We start from the raw sequence: 11,255 nt of genomic DNA, 5'->3' as shown, positions 1-11,255 counted from the left end.
CGTCCTTCCTCTCGACCAGGTCCCGGACCCGGCGTTTGCGGCGGGCACCGTCGGTCACGGCGTCGCCATCGATCCGACCGGCGACACCGTCTACGCCCCGGCCGATGCGACCATCGTCGCGCTGCAGCCCACCGGCCACGCGGTCGGCATGGTGCTCGACGGCGGCGTGGAACTGCTCATCCACATCGGCATAGACACCGTGCAGATGGGCGGCGACGGCTTCACCGTGCACGTCGAGGCTGGCAAGAAGGTCAAGGCCGGTACGCCGCTAGTCACCTTTGACCGCGCCAAGATCGAGGCCGCCGGCTACTCCCCGATCACCCCGGTGGTCGTGATGAACACCAAGAAGTTCGTCTCGGTCACCGGCATCGCCGAGGGCCTCGCGCCCGCCGGTACCCCCATCATCGCCGTGCAGTCCAAAGCCTTCGTCCCCGCCGGGTGAGTCGAGACACAATTCTTTGCGCCGCAAAGTGTTAGTCAGTAACACTTTATGGCATGTCTTCCGTTCTCTTCCGGCTCGGCCGGTTCTCGTTCCGCCACAAGTGGTGGATGATCGGCGCCTGGCTCGCCCTCGTGGTGGTCCTCGGCTCGCTCGTCGCCGCCCTGAATCCCAAGTTCGCCAACGATTTCGAACTACCGGGCACCGATGCCGGCATCACGATGGAGCAGATGCAGGAGAACTTCCCGGCGCTGTCCGCGCAACAGAGCAAATCCCGCACCACCGTCGTGGTTGCCGCGCCGGACGGTCTGGCCGCGCACACGAAGCAGATCGACAAGCTCACCGCCGCGCTCAGCGGACTCAACAAAGTACTGGCACCGGAGACTATCGCCAACCCGGTGACCCTTGCGCAGAAGGACCCGGCGATCGCCTCCACCGTCTTATCCGACGACGGCAAGATCGGCCTGGTCTTTGTCTCCCAAGACCTGGACCGGATGGAGCTCACCGCCGCGGATAAGCAGGCCCTGACCGATATCGTCGACACGCACCGGGGCAACGGCCTGGACGTGCAGGCCACCAGCGGCGTCATGCAGGCGAGGGAGTCCGGCGGCGCCGCCGAGGCGCTCGGCATGGGTGTGGCATTCGTGGTGATGATCGTGGCCTTCGGCGCGCTGATCGCCGCCTTCATCCCGCTCATCACCGCCATCGTCGGCGTCGGCATGACCATGATGCTGCTGATGCTCAGCACCGAGGTCATGACCGTCAACCAGACCGCGACCGGCATCGTCCTGATGCTCGGCCTCGCCGTGTCCATCGACTACGCCCTCTTCATCGTGTCCCGCTACCGCACCGAACGCGCACGCGGCGGTGACCCCGCCGACGCCGCGGGCCGAGCTACCGGCACCGCGGGCACCGCGGTCGTCTTCGCCGGTCTGACGGTGATCATCGCCGTGGTTGCCCTCATGGTGATCGGCATTCCGCTGATCACCCAGATGGGTCTGGGTGCGGCACTGGCCGTCCTGATCGCCGTGATCGCCTCCCTCACTCTGATCCCGGCACTACTCGGCGCGTTCGGCCGCTTCGCCTTCTCCCCCCGCATTCCGTGGATCAAGCATGCCGAGCAGGATGACTCCTACGACTCCATCGGCACCAAGTTCGGCCGCGCCGTCGTCGCCAAACCGATCCCGTTCATCATCGCCGGCCTGGCAATCCTGGTGGCCGCAGCCATCCCGGTCCAGGGCATGCAGCTCGGTATGGACATGACTGGCGACGACGAAGCCGCCGCACAGGAGCTCGTCACCAAGGGCTTCGGCGAGGGCATCAACGGACAACTGTTCGTCGTCGTACACGATGGGTCGGGCGGCGACGTCGCGCCGGCCGCCGACCGCGCCGTCGCCGAGATCAAAACACTCAATGACGTGTACCAACCCGAGCAGATCGTGTGGATGGGCAACGGCGCCGACCCGCGCAATCCGAACCCGGGCGCCGACACCGCGCTGATCGTCGTGACGCCACTGAGCTCGCCGTCGTCGCCGGAGACCCACGAGTTGATGGAATCGATCCGGGCCCTCTCCCCGCAGATCGAGGCGGCTGGCGCCGAGATTCACGTCGGCGGCCAGACCGGGATCATGTCAGACCTGTCGGCCAAACTCGACAAAGCGCTGATCCCCTACATCGCCCTCGTCGTCGGCCTGGCCTTCCTCATTATGATCGCGGTGTTCCGGTCGCTCTGGGTGCCACTGATCGGCACACTGGGCTTCATCTTCTCGGTGCTCGCCACCTTCGGCATCACCACGCTGGTGTTCACCGACGGCTGGCTCGGCCTGATCTCCAACACGCAGCCGATCCTCTCGTTCCTGCCGATCTTCCTGGTGGGCGTGGTCTTCGGCCTGGCCATGGACTATCAGGTGTTCCTAGTGACGCGCATGCGCGAGGAGTTCTTGCACGGCATGTCCCCGAAGGACGCCATCGTGGCCGGCTACCGGCACGGGGCCCGCGTGGTGACCTCGGCCGCGATCATCATGATCAGCGTCTTCGCCGCGTTCATGCTGTCTCCGGAGACCACTAACAAGATGCTCGGCTTCGCCCTGGCCGTCGCGGTCTTCTTCGACGCCTTCATCATCCGCATGATCGTCGTGCCCGCGGTGATCTCCCTGCTGGGTGAGAAGGCGTGGGGGCTGCCCCGCTGGCTGGACAAACTCGTCCTCAATTTCGACGTCGAGGGCAGCAAGGTGCGCAATCGGGGGGTCAGCACCACCGTCGAAGAACCAGTATTGACGGCATGACGCCACCTGGACGCCGCGCGGCTCACAAGCAGCAGACCCGCGCGGCGATCCGCGCCGCCGCCCTCGATCTGATCTCCCGGCAGGGCTATCAGGCGACGACGGTCGCGCAGATCGCCGAAGCCGCCGACATCTCACACACCACCTTGTTCCGGTACTTCGAGTCCAAAGAGCAGGTGCTGATTCACGACGACCTCGATGACGCGCGCCAGGAGATGCTCACCCGGATCCCACCGGGCCTGCCCCCGTTTGATCTGGCCCGCCAGATCGTGACCGGAATGTTCACCATCGCCAACGCGGACCCGTGGTCCTCGAACGCCGAACGCTTCAGGCTGCTGCGCTCCGAGCCGGTGCTCGCGATGGCGTATCAGCTGGAGGCCGACCGGGTGATGCAGGAAGGCATCGACTTCATCGCCGACTACACGGGCACCCCCGCGGATGGGCTGCCGCTGCGGGTCTTCATCGCGGCCCTCTCCGCCGTAATGATGCACATCGCCAATCGCGCCGATTCCATCGATCAGACGACGCTAGAGGACCTACTGGTCGCCATCGACCTTCTCGAGCAGGGGCTGCCCCTGTAACCTGGCCGCCATGGCAGTGACCGATCGTTCCGGCACGACGCTGGGCCCGTACCGCCTCGTCCGTCGTGTCGGCCGCGGCGGTATGGGCGAGGTGTACGAGGCCGTCGACACCCGCAAGGACCGCACCGTCGCGCTGAAGGTGCTGCCGGAGAATCTGGCCGACGATGTCGATTTTCGCGCCCGCTTTCTCCGCGAATCGCAGACCGTCGCGCGGCTGAACGATCCGCACGTGATCCCGATCCACGATTTCGGCGAGATCGACGGCCAACTCTTCCTGGATATGCGGATCGTGCACGGCCGGGATCTGCGCGCGGCGATCACCAGCGGCACGCTCACCCCGGAGCGAGCCGTCGACGTCGTCACCCAGATCGCCGGCGCCCTGGACACCGCGCATGCGGCCGGGCTGACGCACCGCGATGTGAAGCCGGAGAACATACTGCTCGACGGGAACGGCTTCGCCTACCTGGTGGACTTCGGACTGGTGCAGTCGGCCGGGCAGGCCGGTTTGACCTCGACCGGCATGGCAATCGGCTCGTTCAACTACATGGCGCCCGAACGGTTCGGCAACGGCACGCCCATCGGGCCGCCCGCCGACATCTACGCGCTGGGCTGCGTGCTGTTCGAATCCCTCACCGGCACTAAACCTTTCGGCGCCACCAGCATGGAACAGATCATCGCCGGGCATCTGGCGCGCCAGCTGCCGCCGACCGGCACCGTCTACGACGGCGTGATCGCCCGCGCTACGGCGAAGGATCCCGCACAGCGCTACCGCACCGCAGGCGAGTTGGCCGCCGCCGCTACCGCCGCACCGCACCAACTGCGGCAGACCGCCGTCGCACCGACACCCGTCCCGCCCACACCGCCCGTCTCGCTCACACCCCCGACGCCGCCGACGCCCGCCGGCAGCAATATCGGCCTGATCGCCACATTGTCCGCCGCGGTCGTGCTGGTCGCCGCGATCGGCGGTCTCTTGATCTGGAACTCGACCAACAGCACGGCCGACCCGGATTCGGCCGCGGCCCCCGCCGCGGTGACTACCGCCACCACCACGACCACCACCACCACCGCGACCACCACCGCCGCGACGACCACTGCCGCACGACCACCCGGGGACCTCGGTCTCGCAACCCCGATCTCCACGCCGCCGTGCGACGGCCGCACCGTGGCGTTCGTCTACAACGCCACCAACCCGGGCACCTACGCCCAGGAGGTCGACGCGGCCTTGGCCCGCTTCCCGGGGTCGTCGTACCTGCGCACGGATCAGTCCTGTCAGTCCCTGCGCCAATCACTCGACGGCAACCCGATCTATGCCGTCTACTACCCGGGCACGAGCCTGGCCGACACGTGCGCCACCCGCAACCGAATCGGCGGCGAGACCTATGCGCGGCGCCTGGACAACACCACCCCGGTGGGCGTCGAGATCTGCTGAGACACAGCTTCGGATCAGATACCGGAGACCCGTGTGATCTGTTCACTTTGAGGGGTTACCATCCACTCGTGCTGGAAGATCTGAACAAAAAGGCGAAGTCCGTCGGGCTCCATGTTGCTGATGCCAAGAAGTCGAAGCTGTTCACCATCCGCAAGGTGAAGAACGGCAAACTCGTGGCGAAGAACGTCAGCGCCGACGAAGCGACGAAGATCATCAAGAAGTACAAGTGATTCCTGGCGTACGCGCGCTCACCCGCATCGCGCTGCGCCCGGCCCACACTGTCAGCAACCGCCTCGCTGGCCTGTGGTCAGCCCGCACGGATCTGGACGGCCAGCTCACCGTCATCACCGGAGCATCCTCGGGCATCGGCGAATCTGCAGCGCGCATGTTCGCGGCCCGGGGCGCCGAAGTCATCGCCGTCGCCCGGAACTTGGAGCGGCTCACCACCCTCTGCGACACCATCGCCGCCAGCGGCGGGATCGCGTATCCGATCTCGGCGGACCTGTCCGACATCGACGACGCGGCACGCCTGGCCGAGGAGATCCTGGCCCGCTTCGGCACGCCGGACATCCTGGTGAACAATGCCGGGCGCTCCATCAGGCGGCCGGTACTCGACACCGTCGACCGCTTCCACGACTACGAACGCACCATGGCGATCAACTACTTTGGCGCGGTCCGGCTGACCACCGCCCTGCTGCCGGCGATGGTCGCCCAGCGCAGCAGCCGCATCGTGAACGTCGTCACCTGGGGTGTGGCCGCTGGGTCCATGCCCAAGTTCAGTGCGTACCACGCCTCCAAGTCCGCGTTGGCCGCCTTCGGCCGCAGTCTCGACGACGAGTGCCGTGGTACCGGCGTTTCGGTCAGTAATGTCGGCTTTCCCCTGGTGCGCACCCCGATGGTCGCGCCGACCGCCGACTACGACGACGCCCCCGCCCTCTCCGCCGACGACGCCGCCCAGTGGATTCTGCGTGCGGCGATCACCGGCGAACCCGAGGTGTATCCGCGGTACGCGGTACTGCTGCGCGCGATCGCCATTTTCTCGCCGCGCGTCACCGGCGACCTGGTCCGCCGAGTCGGCATCTAGTCCGAGTGGGAACATAGTCGGCATGGCCGATTTCATCTCCCGCGCGGACCTCGACTTCCTGCTCTACGACTGGCTGCGCGTCACCGACCTCACCGAGCGTGAGCGTTTTGCCGACCATTCGCGGGAGACCTTCGACGCCGTCCTGGACTTGAGTCACGACATGGCCGCGAAGCTCTATGCCCCGCACAACAAGAAGTCCGACCAGCAGGAGCCGCAGATCGGCCCCGACGGCGCCGTCATCCTGCTCGACGAGATCACCGCCGCCGTGCGCGCCTTCGGCGAGGCCGGGCTCAACGCTGGCTCGTTCGACGCCGATCTCGGTGGGATGCAGTTGCCGCACACGCTCGCGCGCGCGTCGATGGTGAATTTCCAGGCGGCCAATGCGGCGACGTCGTCGTACAGCTTCCTCACCGTCGGCAACGCCAACCTGCTCGCGAAGTACGGCACCGCCGAGCAGATCGACACTTGGGTGCGGCCGATGCTCGAGGGACGCTACTCGGGCACCATGTGCCTGTCCGAGCCGCAGGCCGGGTCGTCGCTCGCCGACATCACCACCCGGGCGGTGCGCGACGATGACGGCACCTACCGCGTCACCGGCACCAAAATGTGGATCTCCGCGGGCGACCATGAGATCTGCGAGAACATCGTCCACCTCGTGCTGGCGAAGATCCCCGGCGGCGGACCCGGTGTCAAGGGCATCTCACTGGTGATCGTGCCCAAGGTGCTCGAGAACGGCGAACGCAACGACGTCGCCCTGGTCGGCCTCAACCACAAGATGGGCAACCGCGGGACCACCAACACCCTGCTCAACTTCGGCGAGAAATCGTCGGGTGCCGTCGGTTATCTGGTCGGCGAGGAGCACCGCGGCCTGAGCTACATGTTCAACATGATGAATGAGGCGCGGATCGGCGTCGGCTTCCTGGCCACCGCGCTCGGCTACGCCGGATACCTGCAGTCGGTCGAGTACGCGAAGCTCCGCGTCCAGGGCGGAGTACCGATCATCAAGCACGCCGACGTGACGCGCATGCTGTTGGCACAGAAGTCCTATGTTGAAGGCGCGTTGGCTCTGGGCCTATACGCCTCGCGGCTGCTCGACGAGGAGACGACCGCACCCACGGCCGCCGCCCGCGCGCGGGCGCACACGCTGCTCGAGGTGCTCACTCCGATCGTGAAGAGCTGGCCGAGTCAGTGGTGTCTGGAGGCCAACAGCTTGGCGATCCAGGTGCATGGCGGCTATGGCTACACGCGCGAGTTCGACGTCGAGCAGTTCTACCGGGACAACCGGCTGAACCCAATCCACGAGGGCACGCACGGCATTCACGGCCTGGATCTGTTGGGCCGCAAAATGATCATGGATTCCGGTGCCGGCTTCGCCGCCCTCGCCGAGGCCATCGGCGAGACAGTGCAACGCGCCCGGACTGCCCTGCCCCCTGAGCCCTGCCTGCCCCCTGAGCTTGTCGAAGGGTACGCCGACCAGCTCGCCACCGCGATCACTCGCCTCGGCCAGGTCACCGAGTCCGTCTGGGCCACCGGGGACCCGGCACTGGCGCTGGCCAACGCCACCGCCTACCTGGAGGCCGCCGGGCACATCGTCGTCGCATGGATGTGGCTGGAGCAAGTGCTGGCCGTCGGCAACCTCGAAGGGGACTTTTACGATGGCAAGCGTGCCGCGGCCCAGTACTTCTTCCGCTACGAGCTACCCAAGACCGGGCCCCAGCTCGATCTCGTCGATTCCCTCGACCGCACCACCCTCGACGCGAACCCCGCCTGGTTTTAAGGTGGCGAGCCACTCCGTCACTTCGTCGGGCACATAGTTCTGCTCGGGCTCGTTGCAGATCTCATAGAAGAGCTCGCGTGTGTTTGGGATGAGGCATACGACTCAACCGTCACCTTTCCGGCGCTTCAATCCCCCGCCGAACTGGCCGCAACCGCCGGCCGGCTGGCAACCGGGAGCAGACTGACGACCCGACCTTCTGGCAACGTCCGGCCGCGCGCTGGGGCGCGCTGGCTGTGGTCGTCGCACTCGTCGCCGGAATCCTGACCGCCGTGTTCTGGCCGTCCGGATCTGAGTCGGCGCGCTGGGAGCAGTTCACCCTCGACGACGGCATCGTCGTCGAGGTGGCGGTACCGGACGGCTGGCGCGCTACTTTGGAGGCGGAGAGCGGGCGGGACCGGGGAATCCTGCTGTTGCCTTCCGAAGCGCCCTGGACGTCGTCCAAGTCCCTGGATGACGGTTGGGCCGACCTCGAAAAGGGTGCCAGCGGCCCGGCTGTTCACTTCGTGCTCATCGAGGCAGAGACCGGGTGCGATTCCGACGCACCGAAGGACCAGTGGTATTCCGACCCCCGCGAACAGCGGTCCGAAGAGGCCGCGCACACCGTTTATGCGCGAACCGAACTGTGCACGACCTTCCGTCGGGCGCCGATCACGATCCAGGTCGACGGTGGCGACGCGGACTCATCTGACCCCGATCCGGTAGGCGCCGACCTCGCTGACCAGCTCTCCAGAACGAGCTCCGTCCGCGTCGTCGGCTAGTCCGTTTGCGCCCGCGCATACGTTGGCCTGACGACAGTTCCTACGTCAGTAGCACGTGCGAGTAGACCCGACACCGGTCGCGCAAATCTCGATGAATGCGTTGGCTTCCTACTCAGTGAGAGTCGAGCCACTCCATCACTTCGTCGAGCACTTCATCGCGCTCGGGCTCGTTGAAGATCTCGTGGAAGAGTTCGGGGTACACCTGGGTGGTGACGTCGTCGCCGCCAGCAAGCTCGCCGACCATCCGGGTGCCTTCGGCGTTCGCCAGCGCATCCCGGCCGCCGTGCAAAGCGAGGACGGGTACACGCAAAGTATGCAGACGCTTGGGAAACTCCGCCATCGCGGCGAGCAGTGAGCCGCCCAGCCCGGCCGGGATCTTGCCGTGCCAGACCAGCGGATCGGCGTCGTAGGCGGCGACGACCGCTGGATCACGACTGAGCGCCGACGACGGCAGCGCCGCCGCAGGCAGCCGCGGGGCCACCCGACCCAGCAACGGCGCGAGCTTGATCATCAGTGGCGAGAGATCTTCCCCGGGCACCAGTGCGGGCCCGGAAAGCACCAGACCGGTCACCTCGTCGGGGTGGTCGAGTGTATAGGTGAGCGCTATCGCCCCGCCCATGCTGTGTCCGACGACGTAGAGCGGCAGGTCGTCTCGTTCGACGCTACCGATCACCCGGTGCAGATCAGCGACGAAGTCACCGAAGTCGGTGACGTCGGGCAGCGAGCCGTCGGAGCGGCCGTGTCCGGCGTGGTCGGGTGCCACCACCACGTACCCGGCGTCGGTGAAACGCTGGATTACATGGCCGTAACGGCCGGCGTGCTCGCCGAGTCCGTGGACCAACGCAATGACGCCCACCGCCGGAGAATCCGGGCGGTGGACGTCATAGACGATGTCGCGGCCACGAGCTCCGACGAGGGACCGTTGCGTCGATGTCATCTGGCCAATGTTACTCGGTGACGGCGGGCAGCGGCTCCTTGCCACCGATGATGTCGGCCTTGCCGAACGGCGACTTCTCCCAGAGGAGCGGGAATAGGAAGCCGCCGATGAGGCCGCCGACCAGCGGCGCCAGCCAGAAGATCCACAGCTGAGCGGGCGCGCCGTCACCGTTGAAGAACGCGACACCGGTCGAGCGGGCCGGGTTCACCGAGGTGTTGGAGATCGGGATCGAGATGAGGTGGATCAGCGTCAGCGTCAGACCGATCGCGATGCCGGCAAAGCCGACCGGCGCCCGCCCGTGCGTCGCACCCAGGATGACGATGACAAAGAACGCGGTCAACAGGATTTCGGCGATGGCCACCGAGGCGAGGCTGTAACCACCGGGCGAATGCTCGCCGAAGCCGTTGGCCGCCATATTGCCGGTGGCCTCCCAGCCGGGCTTGCCGCTCGCAATGGCCCAGATCGCCAGGCCACCCAGCAGACCGCCGACCACCTGCGAGATCCAGTAGCCGGGGACATCTTTCCACGGGAAGCGGCCGCTGGCCGCCGCACCGATGGTGACGGCCGGATTGAAGTGTCCGCCCGAGATCCAGCCCACGGCGTAGACCATGGTCAGCACGGTGAGGCCGAAGGCCAGCGCGACGCCGAGGAAGCCGATACCCAACTGCGCGGTGCCGTCGAGGAACTTGGCGGCAAAGACGGCACTACCGCAGCCGCCGAATACCAGCCAGAATGTACCGAACAGCTCAGCGAGCCATTTGGCTCCGATCGAATCGGTGTTCACGATTTCTCCTAAGAAAGGGATGAGAGCATCGTGAATCCTATGAGACCCGAGCTGTTACCTGGGGACTTGTTCAATTAATTTTTCGGGCCCCTACCAAAGCCGAGTACCCCCACGACACCGCGGCCAGCGGACTCGATCATGCCGATCGGCTTGAGCACGGTCTCGGCAAGATCAACCAGTACCCCGAGCTGCCCGACGATGCGGTCCAGGCGTGCCACGACGTCGCCCATCCGATTGACGGTGACGTCAACGTTGTCCAGCGAGCCGTTTAGCCGAGAGAGAGTGGTTTCGAAGTTCCCGATCGCGCCGTCGAGATCGACGAGCGATTCTGACAGCGCACCCATCACCGGCCCCATGGAGCCAAGGATGTCCTCCACTTGATCCACGGTCTGGTCCGCATTCATCGCCGCCTGCGCGAGCTTGCGCAGGCGCTGCCGATCACGGCCGGGTCGGTCAGCAAGGGGATTGATCGCCATACATCTGATTATGGCCGTTGTCAGTCTGTCGGGGCGGGAAACGTCCGATGGAATAGATCTCGATCAGGCGGCGTTGCCATAACCGATAAAGTTTAAATTTAAACTACATTGGAGGTCACCATGCCCGCGATCACCGCCAACACCCTGACACTGCCCCGGCTGTCCCCCGCCGACACGAGTGACGTCGACCGCGCCGTCGTCTCGATTACCACCGGCCCCCGCGGATACGAAGGTGAGGGCTTCCCGGTGGTGCGTGCCTTTGCCGGCATGCGCCCCGCCGCGCTCGACCCGTTCATCCACATGGACCAGATGGGCGAGGTGGAGTATGAGCCGGGCGAGCCGCGCGGCACGTCCTGGCACCCGCACCGCGGTTTCGAGACCGTCACCTACATGATCGACGGCCTGTTTGCGCATCAGGACTCCGCAGGCGGCGGCGGCCTGATCGCCGACGGTGCGACACAGTGGATGACCGCAGGCGCGGGGATCCTGCACATCGAGACCCCACCGGCCGAGTTGGTGGAATCCGGTGGCACGTTTCACGGCGTTCAGCTGTGGGTCAATCTCCCGGCCCGCGACAAGTTCTTGCCGCCTCGGTACCAGAATTTAGAGAGCGGTCAGACCGCGCTGGTGGCCTCCACCGACGGCGGCGCCCTGGTGCGGGTCATCGCCGGGCGCATCGACGGGCACGCGGGCCCGGGGGCGACGCAC

The 11,255-nt window shown here is 66.2% G+C and carries 12 protein-coding genes; 9 read left to right on the top strand and 3 right to left on the bottom strand.

Going from position 1 to position 11,255, the window contains the following annotated elements; all coding sequences use genetic code 11:
• The 8 genes from WAW85_RS03505 to WAW85_RS03470 all read left to right on the top strand — a co-directional run.
• The coding region (locus WAW85_RS03505; RefSeq protein ID WP_422558264.1) for a PTS sugar transporter subunit IIA at positions 1 to 442 on the top strand (442 nt) is incomplete at its 5' end.
• A 53-nt stretch (positions 443 to 495) separates the two neighbouring features.
• A complete protein-coding gene (locus WAW85_RS03500; RefSeq protein ID WP_422558263.1) occupies positions 496 to 2,724 on the top strand; it encodes an MMPL family transporter in 2,229 nt (742 codons plus the stop codon).
• Positions 2,721 to 3,302: a TetR/AcrR family transcriptional regulator gene (locus tag WAW85_RS03495; protein ID WP_422558262.1), complete on the top strand. Its 582-nt coding sequence runs from the start codon at positions 2,721 to 2,723 to the stop codon at positions 3,300 to 3,302. Before WAW85_RS03500 ends, WAW85_RS03495 begins: the two co-directional genes overlap by 4 nt.
• A gap of 10 nt (positions 3,303 to 3,312) precedes the next feature.
• Positions 3,313 to 4,731 (top strand): serine/threonine-protein kinase, encoded by a 1,419-nt coding sequence (locus tag WAW85_RS03490; RefSeq protein WP_422558261.1) that lies wholly within the window; start codon positions 3,313 to 3,315, stop codon positions 4,729 to 4,731.
• 68 nt (positions 4,732 to 4,799) lie between these two features.
• Positions 4,800 to 4,961 (top strand): hypothetical protein, encoded by a 162-nt coding sequence (locus WAW85_RS03485; RefSeq protein WP_422558260.1) that lies wholly within the window; start codon positions 4,800 to 4,802, stop codon positions 4,959 to 4,961.
• Positions 4,958 to 5,815, top strand: a complete 858-nt coding sequence (locus tag WAW85_RS03480) for an SDR family NAD(P)-dependent oxidoreductase (RefSeq protein WP_422558259.1) — start codon at positions 4,958 to 4,960, stop codon at positions 5,813 to 5,815. Before WAW85_RS03485 ends, WAW85_RS03480 begins: the two co-directional genes overlap by 4 nt.
• Before the next feature lie 22 nt (positions 5,816 to 5,837).
• Positions 5,838 to 7,592: an acyl-CoA dehydrogenase gene (locus WAW85_RS03475; RefSeq protein WP_422558258.1), complete on the top strand. Its 1,755-nt coding sequence runs from the start codon at positions 5,838 to 5,840 to the stop codon at positions 7,590 to 7,592.
• Positions 7,593 to 7,825: 233 nt separating this feature from the next.
• Positions 7,826 to 8,350: a hypothetical protein gene (locus WAW85_RS03470; RefSeq protein ID WP_422558257.1), complete on the top strand. Its 525-nt coding sequence runs from the start codon at positions 7,826 to 7,828 to the stop codon at positions 8,348 to 8,350.
• 112 nt (positions 8,351 to 8,462) lie between these two features.
• On the opposite strand, the gene WAW85_RS03465 is transcribed toward WAW85_RS03470, so the two are convergent.
• From WAW85_RS03465 to WAW85_RS03455, 3 genes are all read right to left on the bottom strand, one after another.
• Positions 8,463 to 9,287, bottom strand: coding sequence for an alpha/beta hydrolase (locus tag WAW85_RS03465; protein WP_422558256.1), 825 nt, complete (start codon positions 9,285 to 9,287; stop codon positions 8,463 to 8,465).
• Positions 9,288 to 9,297: 10 nt separating this feature from the next.
• On the bottom strand, positions 9,298 to 10,071 hold the full coding sequence (aqpZ, locus tag WAW85_RS03460; RefSeq protein WP_422558255.1) for an aquaporin Z: 774 nt from the start codon (positions 10,069 to 10,071) through the stop codon (positions 9,298 to 9,300).
• A gap of 74 nt (positions 10,072 to 10,145) precedes the next feature.
• Complete coding sequence (locus tag WAW85_RS03455; RefSeq protein ID WP_422558254.1) at positions 10,146 to 10,547, bottom strand: hypothetical protein; 402 nt, start codon at positions 10,545 to 10,547, stop codon at positions 10,146 to 10,148.
• A gap of 120 nt (positions 10,548 to 10,667) precedes the next feature.
• Here WAW85_RS03455 and WAW85_RS03450 point away from each other — a divergent pair.
• Positions 10,668 to 11,255 (top strand): pirin family protein (locus WAW85_RS03450; RefSeq protein ID WP_422558253.1); only part of this gene is annotated, 588 nt, incomplete at its 3' end.

Origin of the sequence: Gordonia sp. (in: high G+C Gram-positive bacteria) (genome assembly GCF_049299075.1) — a bacterium.
Classification (GTDB): Bacteria; Actinomycetota; Actinomycetes; order Mycobacteriales; family Mycobacteriaceae; genus Gordonia.
The sequence above is the reverse complement of the archived record's forward strand: the minus strand, read 5'-3'. Positions and strand labels throughout refer to the sequence as shown.

Coding starts and splice junctions, on each gene's coding strand:
- WAW85_RS03500 (WP_422558263.1), top strand. CDS start 496: ATGTCTTCCGTTCTCTTCCGGCTCGGCCGGTTCTCGTTCCGCCACAAG.
- WAW85_RS03495 (WP_422558262.1), top strand. CDS start 2,721: ATGACGCCACCTGGACGCCGCGCGGCTCACAAGCAGCAGACCCGCGCG.
- WAW85_RS03490 (WP_422558261.1), top strand. CDS start 3,313: ATGGCAGTGACCGATCGTTCCGGCACGACGCTGGGCCCGTACCGCCTC.
- WAW85_RS03475 (WP_422558258.1), top strand. CDS start 5,838: ATGGCCGATTTCATCTCCCGCGCGGACCTCGACTTCCTGCTCTACGAC.
- WAW85_RS03465 (WP_422558256.1), bottom strand. CDS start 9,287: ATGACATCGACGCAACGGTCCCTCGTCGGAGCTCGTGGCCGCGACATC.
- WAW85_RS03455 (WP_422558254.1), bottom strand. CDS start 10,547: ATGGCGATCAATCCCCTTGCTGACCGACCCGGCCGTGATCGGCAGCGC.